The organism is Pseudomonas sp. Soil_N_39, assembly GCF_057655955.1.
Genome location: NZ_JBDGLI010000024.1, coordinates 40,485 through 58,327 on the forward strand (window position 1 = coordinate 40,485; position 17,843 = coordinate 58,327).

Consider the following 17,843-nt stretch of genomic DNA (forward strand, 5'->3'; position numbering starts at 1 on the left):
GGCGCGCGGCGTAGCGAGTGTAGTTGCGCGACGGCATGGCAACAATCCTGTATATGCGCCATTCATCACGCCTTTTGCCCTGGCGATGGCGTTCTCTGGTAGTTGTGTCTAGACTGGCCGGGTTCTTGTCGGGGTGCCTTGCTATGAGGCTGAGATCGAATAATTTCGGATCCCGTTGAACCTGATCAGGTTAGCGCCTGCGTAGGGAACAAGATTTCTCGTCACCCGGCGAGTCCTCTTGTGCTTCGTCCGGGATGTCGTTCGACCATTGAACGCGCTCGAGCAGCAAGCACAGCGTCCGCACTTTCGTGCAGGGACGCGTCCATTCGTTACAGGTTCGCTCCGACAAAAATCCATTGCCTGGATGTGTGTCTGGAGAGCCCGTGATGACGACAAAATCAAAAAATGCGATCAACCTCAGTGATTCGGCCAAGGTCGATGAGCAATCGGTTCAGCCCTTTACCCGCTCGCAAAAAATCTATGTCCAGGGCAGCCGCCCGGATATCCGCGTGCCCATGCGCGAAATCAGCCTCGACGTGACCCCCACCGACTTCGGCGGCGAAATCAACGCGCCAGTGGTGGTGTACGACACCTCGGGTCCGTACACCGACCCGAATGTGATCATCGACGTGCGCAAAGGCTTGGCCGACGTGCGTTCGCCGTGGATCGAAGCCCGTGGCGATACCGAGCGCCTGGCGGGCCTGAGCTCCAACTTCGGCCAGGAGCGCCTGGCCGACCCCGAGCTGACCAAGCTGCGCTTTGCCCACGTGAACAACCCGCGTCGCGCCAAACCGGGCGCCAACGTCAGCCAGATGCACTACGCGCGCAAAGGCATCATCACTGCCGAGATGGAATACGTCGCCATCCGCGAAAACATGAAACTGGAAGTGGCCCGCGCCGCCGGCCTGCTGGACCAGCAACACGCCGGCCACAGCTTCGGCGCCAGCGTGCCGAAAGTCATCACTCCGGAATTCGTGCGTGACGAAATCGCCCGTGGCCGCGCGATCATCCCCGCCAACATCAACCACACCGAACTGGAACCGATGATCATCGGCCGTAACTTTCTGGTGAAGATCAACGGCAACATCGGCAACAGCGCGCTGGGTTCGTCCATCGAAGAAGAAGTGGCGAAGCTGACCTGGGGCATCCGTTGGGGCTCGGACACGGTCATGGACCTGTCCACCGGCAAGCACATCCATGAAACCCGCGAGTGGATCATTCGCAACTCGCCGGTGCCGATCGGCACCGTGCCGATCTATCAGGCCCTGGAAAAAGTCGGCGGCGTGGCCGAAGACCTGACCTGGGAGCTGTTCCGCGACACGCTGATCGAACAGGCCGAGCAGGGTGTCGACTACTTCACCATCCACGCCGGCGTGTTGCTGCGCTATGTGCCGATGACCGCCAAGCGCGTCACCGGTATCGTCAGCCGTGGCGGTTCGATCATGGCCAAGTGGTGCCTGGCGCACCACAAAGAGAACTTCCTCTACACCCACTTCGAAGACATCTGCGAAATCATGAAGGCCTACGACGTCAGCTTCTCGCTGGGCGATGGCCTGCGTCCGGGCTCGATTGCCGACGCCAACGACGAAGCGCAGTTCGGCGAGCTGGAAACCCTCGGCGAGCTGACCAAGATCGCCTGGAAGCATGATGTGCAATGCATGATCGAAGGCCCGGGCCACGTGCCGATGCAGTTGATCAAAGAGAACATGGACAAGCAGCTCGAGTGCTGCGACGAGGCGCCGTTCTACACCCTCGGCCCGCTGACCACCGACATCGCGCCGGGCTACGACCACATCACCTCCGGCATCGGTGCGGCGATGATCGGCTGGTTCGGTTGCGCCATGCTCTGCTACGTGACTCCGAAAGAACACTTGGGGCTGCCGAACAAGGATGACGTGAAGACCGGGATCATCACTTACAAGATCGCCGCCCATGCCGCCGACCTTGCCAAGGGCCACCCGGGCGCGCAGATCCGCGACAACGCCTTGAGCAAGGCGCGTTTCGAGTTCCGTTGGGAAGACCAGTTCAACCTCGGCCTGGACCCGGACACCGCCCGCTCGTACCACGACGAAACCTTGCCGAAGGACTCGGCCAAGGTCGCGCATTTCTGCTCGATGTGCGGGCCGAAATTCTGCTCGATGAAAATCACCCAGGAAGTGCGCGAGTACGCCGCCAACCAGCGCATTGAAGCGGTGGATGTCGAGGTTGCCCAGGGCTTGGCGGAGCAGGCTGAGCGGTTCAAGAAGGAAGGTAGTCAGCTTTACAAGAAAGTGTGATGTGAGCTGAAGGCGGCGGTGTTTTCACCGCCGTCATCGCGAGCAAGCTCGCTCCCACAGGGGATCTACTGTGGACGCAAAGTCTGTGTGCACCGTTGATCCTCTGTGGGAGCGAGCTTGCTCGCGATAGCGGCCAAAAAGACAACAAATATCCCTCTGAGATAACAACTCTTGAACATCCAACCCAGCACCTATTCCCCCGACGCCGCAGTCCCCCTGGACAAACGCGTCTTCGGCGCCCGCGACCTGTTTTCCCTGTGGTTCTCCCTCGGCATCGGCCTGATGGTCTTGCAGGTCGGCGCCTTGCTCGCGCCGGGCCTGGGTCTGAGTGGTTCGCTGCTGGCGATTTTCCTCGGCACGCTGGTGGGCGTCCTGCTGCTGGCAGCCGTCGGGGTGATCGGCAGCGACACCGGCCTATCGGCCATGGCCGCCCTCAAGCTCAGCCTCGGCGGCAAGGGCGCGAGCGTGCCGGCGGTGTTGAACCTGCTGCAACTGATCGGCTGGGGCTCGTTCGAAATCATCGTCATGCGTGACGCGGCCAGCCTGCTCGGTGCGCGCGCCTTCAGCGAAGGCAGCCTGGGTTCGAACCCGTTGCTGTGGACGCTGTTCTTCGGCGCCCTGGCGACCTTGCTCGCGGTCAGTGGACCACTGACGTTCGTGCGCAAGGTCCTGCGCAAGTGGGGCATCTGGCTGCTGCTGGCGGCCTGCATCTGGCTGACCTGGAACCTGTTCGCCAAGGCTGACCTGGCGGCGCTGTGGGCCCAGGCGGGCGACGGCTCGATGCCGTTGGCGGTGGGGTTTGATATTGCAATTGCGATGCCGCTGTCGTGGTTGCCGCTGATCGCCAACTATTCACGCTTTGGCAAACGCGCCAAAAATGTGTTTGGCGGCACTGCGCTGGGTTTCTTCATCGGTAACTTTTGGCTGATGAGCCTGGGCGTTGCCTACACCCTCGCGTTTGCTCCGAGCGGTGAAGTCAATGCGTTGCTGCTGGCCCTGGCCGGTGCCGGGTTGGGCATTCCGCTGCTGCTGATTCTGCTGGACGAGTCGGAAAACGCCTTCGCCGACATTCACTCGGCGGCGGTGTCCAGCGGCATGCTGTCGGGGCTGAAAGTCGAGCACCTGGCCTTGGCGATTGGCGTCATCTGCACCTTGATCGCCTGCTTTGCACCGTTGGCGCAATACCAGAACTTCCTGTTGCTGATCGGATCGGTGTTCGCGCCGCTGTTCGGCGTGGTGCTGGTGGATCACTTCATCCTGCGCAAGCGCAGCAGCCAAGGGGTGTCAGCCGCGTTGCGCTGGCCGGCCCTGTTGGCCTGGTTGGGTGGGGTGAGTACTTATCACCTGCTGGCCAACTTCTATCCGGACGTCGGTGCAACCCTGCCATCGTTGATCCTGGCAGGGTTACTGCAACTGTTGCTGGGCCGGGCTTTCAGCTACGGCCGGGGAACAGCTCGGGCTTGAGGATGCCGTTGAGGCGCGGATAGGCGATCTTCAGTTCGATGTGGCCCAAGGCGTACGGCGCGATGGTGCTCACTTCGTACTTGAGGATCACTCCGCCGTAAGTCAGCGCGATGTGTGGGGTTTTCTGGAAGGACCACTGTTTCAGGAACTCGGGCTCCTGATCCAACTTGGTGCTGATCAGCCAGCTGTTGTGGGCGACCTGGGCGGCTTTCCAGAACGCTTCTTCCTGGCCCGGTAGCAGCATGTCCGACAGGGTCAGCACCTTGTGTTGCTGGCGCGAATAGTTGATGAAACCTCGACCCGGCGTGCCATGGGCACCGCCGGTGTCCAGGTAGCTGGACAGTTCGATGATCACCAGGCCGTCATGTTGCTCGCGTACCTTGGCCTGCAAGTAGCTGCTGTTGCGTGGTGCGGCGTTGCGCAGGAACTGCTCGCGATAGGCCGCCAGCGTCGGCGCCACCGGAGCGTCCGGCGTGGTGCGGGTCATTTGCAGCAGGCGTTTTTCGACGATGCCGTCCAAGGCAGGCTCGGTGGGAAAATGCAGAGTATCGATGTTCACCAATGGGCAGTCGGCGCTGGCGCAACCTTGTTGCAATTGTTCCGACGCGTCGCGGGTGGTCTCCAGCGGTGCGCGATAGTTGGGTTGGAACAGGCTTTGGCAAGCGCCCAAGGTCAGGGCAATGGCAGCCACGGAGGCGGTTTTGAAAAGCGACATGGGCGTCCTTCATGAAACACGGAAAGGCAAAAAGTTACCCGCTTCGACTGTCGGCAAGGCAATCAGTTCGCCACTAAGCTCATTAGAGTGATTTTCAGCGCAGCCGTCCATCCCGATCACCGGAAAGGGGCTGCATCAAAGGGTACGGGCGCGTTAGGATGGCGCGAAGCCGAGGTTGGAACCTCGTATTGATCCATTGCACACGAGGATTGTCATGACCGACTTCGCCAACGCCACACCGAACACCGTGGACATCGTCAAGCGTGAAACGTGCTTCAAGGGTTTCTATAAGCTCGACCGCCTCGTCCTGCGCCACGAGTTGTTTGCCGGTGGCATGAGCCGTGAGATCAGCCGTGAACTGTTCGTGCGTCATGACGCGGTGTGTGTGCTGCCCTACGATCCGCAGCGCGATGAAGTGGTGTTGATCGAGCAGTTTCGCGTGGGCGCCATTGGCAAGACCACCAACCCCTGGCTGGTGGAGCTGGTGGCCGGGCTGATCGACAAGGACGAGCAACCGGAAGAAGTTGCTCATCGCGAGGCGCAGGAGGAAGCTGGGCTTGTCTTCGCTGCGCTCTGGCCGATGACCCAATATTTTCCATCGCCGGGCGGCAGCAATGAGTTCGTACATTTGTTCTTGGGGCGTTGCGACAGCACGGGGGCAGGCGGCCTGCATGGCCTTCTGGAGGAAGCCGAGGACATTCGGGTGAAGGTCTGGGCTTTTGAGGATGCCTTGCAAGCCGTGCGCGACGGACGTATCTGCAACGCGGCCAGCATCATTGCCTTGCAATGGCTGGCCTTGAATCGCGATGAAGTGAGGGGGCTATGGTCCTGAACAAACTGCGCGACCGCTATCGCGTCGATCTGGTGGGGTTGCAGGCCGCCTGCGAGGCCAACTACGCCCGCTTGATGCGCTTGTTGCCGGACATGCGCAACGACCCGTTGCCGCGCCGCATCGCCGTGACCCACGGCGACCAGATGCTCGGCGTGCTGGCCCTGGAAGTGCTGCAGACCTGTCCCTACACCACCACCTTGCAGGTTCGTCAGGAGCACAGCCTGCCCTGGTTGCCGGTGCCGCAGTTGGAAGTGCAGGTCTATCACGACGCGCGCATGGCCGAAGTTGTCAGCGCCGAACATGCACGACGCTTTCGTGGCATCTATCCTTACCCCAATGCCTCGATGCACCAGCCGGATGAAAAGGCCCAGTTGAACCTGTTCCTGGGCGAGTGGTTGAGTCATTGCCTGGCGCTGGGTCACGAGTTCGAAGTCGTTCGGTAGTTGTGAACCGGTTCCGGTTCGCGGGTTTCCCCTTTCGATCATCCCCCAGCATAATTGCGGCTTCATGCAACGGCGTGATTGCGCCTGGGAGAAAGCGATTTGCCGAGCGTATCCAGCTTGACAACGGCCGATGCGGCGTTGTTGGTCCAACTGTCCGATAGCCATTTGTTCGCCGAGGCCGATGCCTCGTTGCTGGGCATGAAGACCCGTGACAGTTTGCGGGCGGTCATTGATTTGGTGCTCGAGCAGCAGCCGGACATTGACCTGATGCTTGCCACTGGGGATTTGTCCCAGGACGGGACGCTGGAATCCTACGCGGCGTTTCGGCAGTTGACTGCGCGAATCGATGCGCCGGCGCGGTGGATTCCCGGTAACCATGATGAGCCGCAGGTGATGCTTGAGGCGGCGGTCAAGAGTACGTTGCTCGATCCGGTGGTGGACATTGGCAATTGGCGGGTGACGATGCTCGATTCTGCCGTTCCAGGTTCGGTGCCGGGGTTTTTGGCTGAGGAGCAGTTGATTCTGTTGGCCAATGCCTTGAGCGAGGCGCCGGAGCGGCATCATTTGGTGTGTCTGCATCATCATCCAGTGTCGATTGGGTGTGTGTGGATGGAGCCGATCGGGTTGCGTAATCCGGAGGCGTTGTTTGCGGTGTTGGATCGGTTTCCCCAGGTGCGGGCGGTGTTGTGGGGGCATGTGCATCAGGAGGTTGATCGGGTGCGGGAGGGGGTTCGTTTGTTGGCTTCGCCTTCGACTTGTATTCAGTTTGAGCCGGGGAGTGAGGATTTTGCGGTGGGCTCGCAGGCGCCGGGGTATCGGTGGTTGCGGCTCTTGCCGGATGGGCGGTTGGAGACGGGGGTTGAGCGGGTGGTTGGGTTTGCGTTTACCCCGGACTATGAGTCCAACGGTTACTGAGGACGAGGCGGCCTGATAGCCGGCCTATTTCTCACGGCTATACTGCGATCCAATTGTGGGAGCGAGCTTGCTCGCGATGGCGGCCTGACTGAGTACATATCCATTACTGCGGTAACGGCTGCTTATGGTTCCGCCCTTACGGCGGGTCACTTTCGAAAAGCGCGAAAGTAACCAAAGCGCTCATGCCCCACCACTCGGTGCCTCGCCTAGGCTCGGCATGCCCTCACTCCGGCATTGCTCCGTGGGCCCGCCGCGAAGGGCCATCCATGGCCCAGCGCGGCTATCCCGGCATCCATGCCGGGATGCCCACTCCACAATGCCTGCGTTCGGCCAGCGTGGTTAACGGGGCGCCGAGATCAACGTCCACCCCACCACGAGGCGGCCTGATAGCCGACCTGGCTCTTGCGGGGGTGTACACCCATCAGACTTGTTTGAGCTGGACCTGTGGGAGCAAAGCTTGCTCGCGAGGCGGCCTGACAGCCGACCTGGCTCTCCGGTTATACCCCCGATCCGATTGTGGGAGCGGGCTTGCTCGCGAAGGCGTCGGGTCAGGCAACATCAATGTTGAATGACACACCTAAGTGCTCCCGCTCGACGTTAGCGCGGATCGACGATGTCCAACACCCGGTTCGCCAACAACTCACTGAGCTCGATCATCTGCTGGACTCCCAGGGCGAAATGCCGACGCGAACCTTCCAGGTCGAAGGTCAAGTCGCCGAGCATGGCGTTGGCGGAGGCCAGGGTTTCGCTGAGGTTGGCTAGGAGGGTTTCGGTATCCGCGTCCTCCGAGACAGAGAACAATGGGCCTGAGGGTTGTTTCTTCTTGGGTACGGGCTTGGGGTCGAGGTAATGGTCGATGGCTCGCTTGGCGGCTTCATCGAGTTTTTGGGGATCGAGCCCGGCGTGGGCTGATGAGGGATCGGTTTCGGGGGGATTGGGTGTGGCTTTGAACATGATGCATATCCTTCTTTGCGTAGTGGAACCGCCATCTCCCGTTTCCAGGCGAGAGGGTGGCAGCTATGCGCGGGCTGGAAAACCAAGGTAGAAGGAAAACCCGGCAGACTCGAAAGTCTCCCGCGCACAGCCACCATAACGCAGAACTGAACGCTCAAAGCGCCGCAGTATCTCACGTGATTCGCTGATATGCCTTCTACTCATCGGGTTTCCAGGCCCGGCCGCTGAATTTGCAGCGACGGGAAAAGACTAGCGACAACCCTTCCCACCCGGCAACCGCCAGAGCTCGTCGGAAAAATCTAATGCAGCCCGGAGGGGTGTCCGACCATTCCCACAAACCTTGGTCGACTGTCAGGCCGCCATCGCGAGCAAGCTCGCTCCCACACAGGTTTTTGGTCGTTTATACGATCAGTGTCCACCGCCGATCCCTGTGGGAGCCGAGCTTGCTCGCGATAGCGGTGGGTCTGCTTGCATCAATGCTGAATGTGCCGCCGCCTTCGCGAGCAAGCTTTGCTCCCACAGGTCCAGCTCAAACAAGTCTGATGGGTGTACCCCCCGCAAGAGCCAGGTCGGCTATCAGGCCGCCTCGTGGTGGGGTGGACGTTGATCTCGGCGCCCCGTTAACCACGATGGCCGAACGCAGGCATTGTGGAGTGGGCATCCCGGCATGGATGCCGGGATAGCCGCGCTGGGCCATGGATGGCCCTTCGCGGCGGGCCCACGGAGCAATGCCGGAGTGAGGGCACACCGAGCCTAGGCGAGGTGCCGAGTGGTGGGGCAGAAGCGCTTTGGTTACTTTCGCGCTTTTCGAAAGTGACCCGCCGTCAGGGCGGAACCATAAGCAGCCGTTACCGCAGCAATGGATATGTACCCGGTCAACAACATCCTGGCCGGCTGTAAGGCCGCCATCGCGAGCAAGCTTTGCTCCCACAGGCACCGTGATTGACTGATCATCGGCGACAACAAGACGGTCAAATCCCCCAAACCCCCACAAACTCCCTGTAAACTCCGGCCTTTGCCCAACACCCAGGGAGTCGGCAATGTCGGGTTCGATCCTTTATATCCACGGCTTCAACAGCGCCCCAGCCTCGACCAAAGCCTGTCAGCTAGTCGACGTGATGGCACGCCTTGGCCTGAGCGACCAATTACAGGTGCCCGCCTTGCATCACCACCCCCGCGAAGCCATCGGTCAGCTGGAGCAGGCGATTGCGCAACTGGGGCGGCCGCTGCTGGTCGGCAGCTCGCTCGGCGGCTACTATGCGACTCACTTGGCCGAGCGCCACGGCCTCAAGGCCCTGCTGGTCAATCCGGCCGTCAGCCCACATCGGATGTTCGACGGCTACCTGGGCACGCAGAAGAATTTGTACACCGACGAAACCTGGGAATTGACCCACGACCACGTCACGGCCCTGGCCGAGCTGGAAGTGCCGGCGCCCCGGGATCCGCAGCGGTATCAGGTATGGTTGCAAACCGGTGACGAAACGCTGGATTATCGCCACGCCCAGCAGTATTACCGCGCCTGTGCCTTGCGCATCCAGGCCGGCGGCGACCACAGTTTCCAAGGGTTTGCCCAGCAGTTGCCGGCGCTGTTGAGTTTTGCCGGCATTGGCGCCGATTTGTACCAGGCGATCGACTTCACGTCGCTGTGAGCCCATCGCCCCTTTTTCATTGAACACTGACGACGAGACCCCATGGCCACTCCCAGCGCTAGCTCTTATAACGCAGACGCCATCGAAGTCCTCTCGGGCCTCGACCCGGTGCGCAAGCGCCCCGGCATGTACACCGACACCAGTCGGCCGAACCACCTCGCCCAGGAAGTCATCGACAACAGTGTCGACGAAGCCTTGGCCGGGCATGCGAAGTCGGTGCAGGTCATCCTGCACGCCGATCACTCGCTGGAAGTCAGCGATGACGGCCGCGGCATGCCAGTGGACATTCACCCTGAAGAGGGTGTGTCGGGTGTCGAACTGATCCTCACCAAGCTCCACGCCGGCGGCAAGTTTTCCAACAAGAACTACCAGTTCTCCGGCGGTTTGCACGGGGTGGGTATTTCCGTGGTCAACGCCTTGTCGACCCAGGTGCGGGTGCGGGTCAAGCGTGACGGCAATGAATACCAGATGACCTTCGCCGACGGCTACAAGGCCACCGAGCTGGAAGTGGTGGGCACCGTCGGCAAGCGCAACACCGGGACTAGCGTGTATTTCGCCCCGGACCCGAAGTATTTCGATTCACCGAAGTTTTCCGTCAGCCGCCTCAAGCATGTGCTCAAGGCCAAGGCCGTGTTGTGCCCGGGGCTGCTGGTCAGCTTCGAGGACAAGGCCACCGGCGAGAAAGTCGAGTGGCATTACGAAGACGGTCTGCGCTCTTACTTGGTGGACGCGGTCAGCGGTTTCGAACGCCTGCCCGACGAGCCGTTCTGCGGCAGCCTGGCCGGTAACAAGGAGGCGGTGGACTGGGCGCTGTTGTGGCTGCCCGAAGGCGGCGAAAGCGTCCAGGAAAGCTACGTCAACCTGATCCCCACGGCCCAGGGCGGCACCCACGTCAACGGGCTGCGCCAAGGTTTGCTCGATGCCATGCGCGAGTTCTGCGAGTTCCGCAACCTGCTGCCCCGTGGCGTGAAGCTGGCGCCGGAAGACGTTTGGGAACGCATCGCCTTTGTCCTGTCGATGAAGATGCAGGAACCGCAATTCTCCGGCCAGACCAAGGAGCGCCTATCGTCCCGCGAAGCGGCGGCGTTTGTTTCCGGGGTGGTCAAGGACGCGTTCAGCCTGTGGCTCAACGCCAACCCTGAAACCGGCCTGGCCCTGGCAGAGTTGGCGATCAACAACGCCGGCCGGCGTCTCAAGGCCAGCAAGAAGGTCGAGCGCAAGCGCATCACCCAGGGACCGGCCTTGCCGGGCAAGCTCGCCGATTGCGCCGGGCAGGACCCGATGCGTTCCGAGCTGTTCCTGGTGGAAGGTGACTCCGCCGGCGGCTCGGCCAAGCAGGCGCGGGACAAGGAGTTCCAGGCGATCCTGCCGCTGCGGGGCAAGATCCTCAACACCTGGGAAGTGGACGGCAGCGAAGTTCTGGCCAGCCAGGAAGTGCACAACATCGCGGTGGCCATCGGTGTCGATCCGGGCGCCGCAGACATGAGCCAGCTGCGCTACGGCAAGATCTGCATCCTCGCCGACGCCGACTCCGACGGCCTGCACATCGCCACGTTGCTCTGCGCCTTGTTCGTCCAGCATTTCCGCCCGCTGGTGGACGCCGGTCACGTCTATGTGGCGATGCCGCCGCTGTACCGCATCGACCTGGGCAAGGAGATCTACTACGCCCTGGACGAAGCCGAGCGCGACGGCATCCTCGATCGCCTGGTGGCCGAGAAGAAACGCGGCAAGCCGCAGGTCACCCGATTCAAGGGTCTGGGCGAGATGAACCCGCCGCAGTTGCGTGAAACCACCATGGATCCAAACACTCGCCGCCTGGTGCAGTTGACCCTGGATGATTTCGAAGCGACCTCGGAAATGATGGACATGTTGCTGGCGAAGAAACGCGCCGGCGACCGCAAGTCCTGGCTCGAATCCAAAGGGGACCTGGCCGAGGTGCTGGCCTGATGCGCAACGGTTTCGCCCTGGCGTTGTGGCTGTGGGCGGGGGTGGTAATCGCAGGGCCTGCGCCGGAACTGAAGCTGCTGTCCGAGCATGCCATCGAGGGCATGCGCGGTGGCAACCTGTCCGGGCTGGCGTTCTGCGGCAGCGAGATGTGGATGGTGTCCGATCGTGACGACGACCGGATCTATCGGCTCGTGCCCTCCGAGGCGCCGGTCTGGCAGGCCGAGGTGGTTGAAATCGAGGTGCCGCAGGTGCCGGACAGCGGTTTGCCCTGGGGCTTGAGGTCGCGAACCTGGGCGGCGTCGTTCTTGCGCGGTGGTGAGTTGGATTTCGAAGGCATCAGCTGTGACAGCGCCGGCAATCGTTATGTGATCAGTGAGTCCCACGCCGCTGTGCTGCAGGTGCCGTCGTCGGGGCCTGCGTCCTGGTTGAAAATCGCCCCAACATTGATCCGTCAGGCCCGGGGCAGTGGCATGTTGCTGCATTTCAATGCCTTGTTCGAAGGCTTGGCGGTCAACCCGGCTGGTGATCAATTGTGGCTGGCGGCGGAGCGCGAACGCCGCGGCCTGCTGCTGATCAAGCGTCAGCAAACGGTGTGGGACTGCGATGGCAATTGCGTGTTGCTGAGCGAAGCGGGGCTGGAAATGCAGCCGGCACAGTTCCCCAAGGCCAAGGCGGTTTCGCGGGATTTCGCCGACCTGTCATTGTTCAATGGCAAGCTGTTTACCCTGGAACGCAACGCCTACCAGATCTGCCGGCGTGACCCGCAGACCGCCCAGGTGGAACGTTGCTGGTCGTTCGCCGCCGAGGCGTTGCAGGATAACCGTCGTTACGCACAGGCCTATGGCCTGGCCGAAGCGTTGGTAGTGGACGCTGAGGGCGCCTGGATTGGGCTGGACAACAACGATGGCGCTCGCGCCGACGGCGAAACGCGGCCGATCATCTGGCGCTTCGCCGCGCCGGACAGTGGTTGGAGCGCCTCGCCATGAGTCAGCCGCCGGGCAAGCGCGCCGGCCGGGTATTGATGATATTGGCCTGGTGCGCGGCGCTGTTTCTGGCAACGCGGTTTTTTGCCCAATGGGAGCAGCGCCAGCAAAACCCCAATACCCAGGTGTACTCGCAAAGAGGTGAAGGTTTTATCGAGGTGAAGCTGGTCGGCAATCAACAGGGGCATTTCGTCGCCAGCGGCCAGATCAACGGCCAGCCGGTGGACTTCATGCTCGACACCGGTGCCACCGACGTGGCGATTCCGGTGGAGCTGGCCGAGCGCCTCAAGCTGGAAAAAGGTTTCGGCGTGACATTGAGTACTGCCAACGGTTTGAGCGAGGGCTACCGTACCCGCATCGACCGGCTGCAATTGGGTGACATCGTCTTGCGCGATGTCCGTGCCCTGGTGGCGCCAGGCTTGGGTGGCACGCAAGTGCTGCTGGGCATGAGCGCCCTGAACAAACTTGAATTTACCCAGCGCGACGGCACCATGCTGCTGCGCCAGACAACGAACTGATGAGGCCCGCATGAGCGACATTCTTGCAGACAGCTTAGACGGCGTAGAACGCCGATCGCTGGCTGACTTCACCGAAAATGCCTACCTCAATTACTCCATGTACGTGATCATGGACCGCGCCTTGCCGCACATCGGCGACGGTTTGAAGCCGGTCCAGCGGCGGATCATCTATGCCATGAGTGAGCTGGGGCTGGATGCGGATTCCAAGCACAAGAAATCGGCGCGTACCGTCGGTGACGTGCTTGGTAAGTTCCACCCCCATGGCGACTCGGCCTGCTATGAAGCCATGGTGCTGATGGCCCAGCCGTTCAGCTATCGCTACACGTTGGTGGACGGGCAGGGTAACTGGGGTGCGCCGGACGATCCCAAATCCTTCGCGGCCATGCGTTACACCGAGGCGCGGCTGTCGCGCTATTCCGAGGTGCTGCTCAGCGAACTGGGCCAGGGCACCGCGGACTGGGGGCCGAACTTCGACGGCACCCTCGACGAACCCCTGGTTTTACCCGCACGTTTGCCGAATATCCTCCTCAATGGCACCACCGGCATTGCCGTGGGCATGGCCACCGACGTGCCGCCCCACAACCTGCGGGAAGTGGCCACGGCGTGCGTGCGCTTGCTGGACGAGCCGAAAGCCACGGTGGAGCAACTCTGCGAGCACATCCAGGGCCCGGACTATCCGACCGAAGCCGAAATCATCACCCCGCGCGCCGACCTGCTGAAAATCTACGAGACCGGCCGCGGTTCGGTGCGCATGCGTGCCGTGTACCACATCGAAGACGGTGACATCATTGTCACGGCGCTGCCGCACCAGGTCTCCGGGGCCAAGGTTTTGGAACAGATTGCCGCGATGATGCAGGCAAAACCATCGAAAGCGCCGCAAGTGGCCGACCTGCGCGACGAGTCCGACCATGAAAACCCGTGCCGCATCGTGATCATCCCGGTCAACAGTCGGGTCGACCACGACGCACTGATGCAGCACCTGTTCGCCAGCACCGACCTGGAGTCCAGCTACCGGGTCAACATCAACATCATCGGCCTGGACGGCAAGCCGCAGCTGAAAAACCTGCGGGCCTTGCTGGTGGAGTGGCTGGAGTTCCGGGTCAAGACCGTGCGCCGGCGCCTGCAATTCCGCCTGGACAAGGTCGAGCGCCGCCTGCACCTGTTGGACGGCTTGCTGATTGCCTACCTCAACCTGGATGAAGTGATCCACATCATCCGCACCGAGGAGCACCCCAAGGCCAGCCTGATCGAGCGTTTCGCCCTGAGCGAAATCCAGGCCGACTACATCCTCGACACCCGCCTGCGGCAGTTGGCGCGGTTGGAAGAGATGAAGCTGCGCGCTGAGCAGGATGAGTTGCTCAAGGAGCAGGCCAAGCTGCAAGCCTTGCTGGGTAGCGAGGCCAAACTCAAGAAGCTGGTGCGCACCGAACTGCTCAAGGACGCCGAAACCTACGGCGACGACCGTCGTTCGCCGATCGTCGAGCGCGCCGAAGCCAAAGCGCTCACTGAACATGATCTGCTGCCGAACGAGAAAGTGACTGTCGTGCTGTCAGAAAAAGGCTGGGTGCGCTCGGCCAAGGGTCATGATATTGACGCGACGGGGCTTTCCTACAAGGCCGGGGACGGCTTCAAGGCCTTGGCGGCCGGGCGTTCCAACCAGTTTGCGGTGTTCGTCGACTCCACCGGGCGCAGTTATTCGGTGCCGGCGCATACCCTTCCATCGGCTCGCGGCCAGGGCGAACCGCTGACCGGACGATTAACTCCGCCACCGGGTGCAACTTTTGAATGCGTGCTGATGCCTGATGATGATGGGCTGTACGTTATTGCATCGGACGCGGGTTACGGGTTCGTGGTCAAGGGTGAGGATCTGCAAGCCAAGAACAAGGCGGGCAAGGCGTTGTTGAGCCTGCCGAACAACGCCAAGGTGATTGCGCCGCGCCCGGTTGCCGATCGAGAGAGCAACTGGCTGGCGTCGGTTACCACCGAAGGCCGGTTGCTGGTATTCAAGATCAGCGACCTGCCACAACTGGGTAAAGGCAAGGGCAACAAGATCATCGGTATTTCCGGCGAACGGGTGGCAAGCCGTGAGGAATATGTCACGGATATTGCAGTGTTACCGGAAGGCGCCACGCTTGTGCTACAGGCAGGAAAGCGTACGCTTTCGTTGAAGGCAGACGATCTTGAGCATTACAAGGGTGAACGCGGTCGGCGGGGCAACAAGCTTCCGAGGGGATTTCAGCGAGTCGATGCGCTGCTCGTCGAAAACCTCAATTAGGCGTACTAGAGGGCTCGGTCTGCGATTAAATGCCGCGGATCGATGCTTTCGCGCTGGAGTCGGCGCGCATATTCACGGATGATAGGCCCTTTCAAGCGCCGGCGTGGCCGAGCGTTCTTCATATTGACCGAGTATTTTTTCACTGTGGTAAGCCTTGTGGCTGCCACCTGGACGGAACGATGACTGCTCTGCGCCTCCCTATTTTGTGGCTCGCCGGCCTGCTTGGCCTGGCGGGCTGCAGCATGAACCAGCCAGTGTCGCTGTACCAACTGGACAGCGGAACCCCGGCCCAGCCTGCGCAAAGCACAGGCATGGCCGTATTGCTCGGCCCGGTTCTGATCGCTGACTACCTGCAGCGTGAAACCTTGTTGCAACGCCAACCGGACGGCAGTTTGCAAGCCGCCACTGACGGCCGTTGGGCCGGCAGCCTGTCCTCTGACATCGATCAGTTGCTGCTGCGCCAGGTCGCCGGACACCTGGACAGCCAACGCGTGGTGCTGGCACCGGCAACCCAGGGCTTCACCCCGGATGTGCAGGTACTGCTGTCGATTACCCGCCTGGACTCGGGTAAAGCCCAACCGGCGGTGCTCGATGCCCAATGGCGGTTGATCGACCGCCGTGGCAAGGTGCGTGAGAACCGCATCGTTCATCTGCAAGAGCAACATGCCGGCACCACCGCGGCGCAGGTCCAGGCCCAGGGTGTGCTCCTGCAACGCCTGGCCGAACAGCTGTCCGTGTCGCTCAAGCCCCTGGCCAACCAGCCGCCTGTCGCTGAAGTGCCACGTAAGTCCGCGCCTGCCCCGGCCAAACCGGTAGAGAAAGAAAAGGACAAGATTCCCATGGCCTTGCCGATTCGTACGGACATGGAAGTGTTCAGGTTCTGACGCCAGGACTGGATGCAAAACGAAGCCCGCGTTGATGCGGGCTTTGTTGTTTCTGCCGGTTGGTTCTGTAGTGTCTGTGCCGGCCTCATCGCGAGCAAGCTCGCTCCCACAGTGGATATCTGCAAGCCGCAGACCCCGTGTGGGAGCGAGCTTGCTCGCGATGAGGCCGGCACAGACAATAAAAAAAACCGCAGACAATCACCCACCCCAGGTCCGGCGTTCAGTGGTTTTGAAGGGTTCTGGGGCTGCTGCGCAGCCCAGCGGGAGCAAGCTCCCTCGCCACCGGTGCGGTGATGTCCTGGATTTGTGGCTTTGCAGGGATCCCTTGTGGGAGCGAGCTTGCTCGCGATGAGGCCGGCCCGGGCAACAAAAAAGCCCACAGACAATCACTCATCGGTGGGCTTCGTTATTTCAGGCTCTGGACTCAGGCCTGGCGTTCATGCATTCGCGCCAACTGCCGCTCCAGCATCGATGGATAAGGCTCCATCAAACGCTCCACGCAGCACGCACCTTCGGGGCTGGCGATGGGGCGGATGCGCGCGCGTTGACGGATCAGGGCGTCGTCGTTGATCTTGCGCTCCACCAGCAGCAGGTTACGGCTGTGTTGCGACAGCGCCAGGGCGTCCTGGGCGGTTTCGGTCAGCAGCAGGTCGATCTGGCTCAGGCCGAACAAGCCATCGCCCAAGGTCAGGCCCAATTGCAATTGCAGGGTGATGCCGCTGTCGGCAACTTCGATCTGCAACTGGTGGCCCAAGGCGCGCAGCAACTCACCGCAGCAAATGGCGTTGGTCAGGTAGTCGTCGCCGCTGTCTTCGGTGTGGAACAGCATCAGCGTGCTGCCGTCGTTCAGGGTGTGCAGTTCGCCCTGATAAAGCGAGGCGGCCTGGTCGAGGCAATCGCGGTAGCGCTCGAGCAACTCCTTCAGGCGCGCCTGGGGCAGGCGCCGCAGTTGATCCTGGGCACCCAGTTGCACGGCCAGTACGGCGCTGTGCTGGGGCAGGTTCGAGACCACGGGCTTGGCGACCGGTCGAGGTATCCCGTCGACCGACTCGTCACGCAGGTCGGCGAAGGCGTCGTCGTCCTCCTCGTCTTCTACCGTGCGAACCACGTGGCGTGGCGCCGGTTTGGAGGCCGGCATCGGCTGGCTTTCATCAAAGCCCGGGTCGCGCAGGTTACGCACTTCGAAGCCTGGCTCGGCCTCGTCGTCCGCGTAGTCAATCTCTTCAGGTTCCGGCAAAGGCTCAGGTTCCGGCGCGAAGCTGGCGTGCAGTTGCCGGGCCAGGTCGCCGATCTCGTCCTGGCGCTGGGTGGCCGGCGTGTGTTCGTCGATGTCCCGCAGCCAGACGCGCAGTTGCAACAGCGGGGTGGAGATGTGCCGTCCCAGGCGCAGGCTCAAGGCCAGTGCCAGCGCCAGCAGGATCGCGCTGAGGATGCCCATGCTTTGCAGGCTGATGGTCATCGGTTGCTGAAACTGGTCCATGTCCAGGCTGATGCGCAGTTGCCCGGCGGTCACATCCTGGAAGGTGATCTTGCTCTGATACATACCGCCGGGCTCACCCAGCAGGCCAGGCTTGGGACGCTGCCCGGCCTCGGCGAGGATGCGGTTGTCCACGCTGTAGATGGCGGCGTGGGCCACCAGCTTGTTCTTGGTCAGGTTGTTGAGCAGCACGTTGAGGCTGAGGATGTCGTTGGACACCAGCAGCTCGGTGGCGGACGTGGCGGTCTGGGTGGTCAGGCTTTCACCCAGGGCATCGGCCTGCTCGTGCATGGCCTGCTTGAATTGCAAACCCATCACGCAGGCATAGATGACCAAGGCCAGGGCGACCAGGATTACGTTATGGCTGGCAATGCGCAATGCAATCGGCACACGACGGTGACGCAGCGCACGGAAGATCAGCAGGAAGAAGTTGTCGGTTTTGACTGGCGTGGGCCGGTTCACTGAGCTCGGCTCTTTGTCCGTGAAATTGACGCGCAGTATAGCGACAGCC

General features: G+C 61.7%; 14 protein-coding genes and 1 riboswitch. Of the genes, 11 read left to right on the top strand and 3 right to left on the bottom strand.

Annotation, left to right across the window (positions count from 1 at the left end):
- The first annotated feature begins 119 nt into the window (after positions 1–119).
- A riboswitch (TPP riboswitch) is annotated at positions 120–225 on the top strand.
- Positions 226–386: 161 nt separating this feature from the next.
- Together thiC and cytX are read left to right on the top strand one after the other, a co-directional pair.
- Positions 387–2,276 (top strand): phosphomethylpyrimidine synthase ThiC, encoded by a 1,890-nt coding sequence (gene thiC, locus AC3A5O_RS25940; RefSeq protein ID WP_305482468.1) that lies wholly within the window; start codon positions 387–389, stop codon positions 2,274–2,276.
- Positions 2,277–2,447: 171 nt separating this feature from the next.
- Complete coding sequence (cytX, locus tag AC3A5O_RS25945) at positions 2,448–3,740, top strand: putative hydroxymethylpyrimidine transporter CytX (RefSeq protein ID WP_487753911.1); 1,293 nt, start codon at positions 2,448–2,450, stop codon at positions 3,738–3,740.
- Here the strand turns inward: cytX and AC3A5O_RS25950 are convergent.
- Positions 3,709–4,455, bottom strand: coding sequence for a DUF3298 domain-containing protein (locus tag AC3A5O_RS25950; RefSeq protein WP_122564970.1), 747 nt, complete (start codon positions 4,453–4,455; stop codon positions 3,709–3,711). The two genes, cytX and AC3A5O_RS25950, sit on opposite strands and share 32 nt — an antisense overlap.
- A gap of 214 nt (positions 4,456–4,669) precedes the next feature.
- On the opposite strand from AC3A5O_RS25950, the gene AC3A5O_RS25955 reads away from it, so the two are divergent.
- The 3 genes from AC3A5O_RS25955 to cpdA all read left to right on the top strand — a co-directional run bounded on the left by AC3A5O_RS25955 (position 4,670) and on the right by cpdA (position 6,645).
- A complete protein-coding gene (locus AC3A5O_RS25955) occupies positions 4,670–5,287 on the top strand; it encodes an NUDIX domain-containing protein (protein ID WP_122564969.1) in 618 nt (205 codons plus the stop codon).
- On the top strand, positions 5,278–5,730 hold the full coding sequence (locus AC3A5O_RS25960; RefSeq protein WP_024618006.1) for a DUF1249 domain-containing protein: 453 nt from the start codon (positions 5,278–5,280) through the stop codon (positions 5,728–5,730). The genes AC3A5O_RS25955 and AC3A5O_RS25960 overlap by 10 nt, the downstream gene beginning before the upstream one ends.
- A 99-nt stretch (positions 5,731–5,829) precedes the next feature.
- Complete coding sequence (gene cpdA, locus AC3A5O_RS25965) at positions 5,830–6,645, top strand: 3',5'-cyclic-AMP phosphodiesterase (RefSeq protein WP_487753912.1); 816 nt, start codon at positions 5,830–5,832, stop codon at positions 6,643–6,645.
- 597 nt (positions 6,646–7,242) lie between these two features.
- Here the strand turns inward: cpdA and AC3A5O_RS25970 are convergent.
- Complete coding sequence (locus AC3A5O_RS25970; RefSeq protein ID WP_305469452.1) at positions 7,243–7,599, bottom strand: DUF6124 family protein; 357 nt, start codon at positions 7,597–7,599, stop codon at positions 7,243–7,245.
- A gap of 1,040 nt (positions 7,600–8,639) precedes the next feature.
- Between AC3A5O_RS25970 and AC3A5O_RS25975 the strand changes: the two genes are divergently transcribed.
- The 6 genes from AC3A5O_RS25975 to AC3A5O_RS26000 all read left to right on the top strand — a co-directional run bounded on the left by AC3A5O_RS25975 (position 8,640) and on the right by AC3A5O_RS26000 (position 15,855).
- On the top strand, positions 8,640–9,248 hold the full coding sequence (locus tag AC3A5O_RS25975) for a YqiA/YcfP family alpha/beta fold hydrolase (RefSeq protein ID WP_305482469.1): 609 nt from the start codon (positions 8,640–8,642) through the stop codon (positions 9,246–9,248).
- A gap of 42 nt (positions 9,249–9,290) precedes the next feature.
- Positions 9,291–11,195 carry a DNA topoisomerase IV subunit B gene (gene parE / locus AC3A5O_RS25980; RefSeq protein ID WP_122567328.1) on the top strand — a complete coding sequence of 635 codons (1,905 nt, stop codon included), beginning with the start codon at positions 9,291–9,293 and terminating at the stop codon, positions 11,193–11,195.
- The gene (locus tag AC3A5O_RS25985) at positions 11,195–12,181 is read left to right on the top strand and encodes an esterase-like activity of phytase family protein (RefSeq protein ID WP_305469453.1); all 987 of its coding nucleotides are present in this window, start codon (positions 11,195–11,197) and stop codon (positions 12,179–12,181) included. The genes parE and AC3A5O_RS25985 overlap by 1 nt, the downstream gene beginning before the upstream one ends.
- On the top strand, positions 12,178–12,696 hold the full coding sequence (locus AC3A5O_RS25990) for a retropepsin-like aspartic protease family protein (RefSeq protein ID WP_122567326.1): 519 nt from the start codon (positions 12,178–12,180) through the stop codon (positions 12,694–12,696). Before AC3A5O_RS25985 ends, AC3A5O_RS25990 begins: the two co-directional genes overlap by 4 nt.
- Positions 12,697–12,706: 10 nt before the next feature.
- Complete coding sequence (gene parC, locus AC3A5O_RS25995; protein ID WP_122567325.1) at positions 12,707–14,971, top strand: DNA topoisomerase IV subunit A; 2,265 nt, start codon at positions 12,707–12,709, stop codon at positions 14,969–14,971.
- Between the two features lie 179 nt (positions 14,972–15,150).
- Entirely contained in the window at positions 15,151–15,855 is a 705-nt protein-coding gene (locus tag AC3A5O_RS26000) for a PqiC family protein (RefSeq protein ID WP_122567324.1), read from the top strand.
- Positions 15,856–16,279: 424 nt separating this feature from the next.
- On the opposite strand, the gene AC3A5O_RS26005 is transcribed toward AC3A5O_RS26000, so the two are convergent.
- Complete coding sequence (locus AC3A5O_RS26005; RefSeq protein ID WP_305469454.1) at positions 16,280–17,794, bottom strand: AhpA/YtjB family protein; 1,515 nt, start codon at positions 17,792–17,794, stop codon at positions 16,280–16,282.
- Between the last annotated feature and the right edge of the window lie 49 nt (positions 17,795–17,843).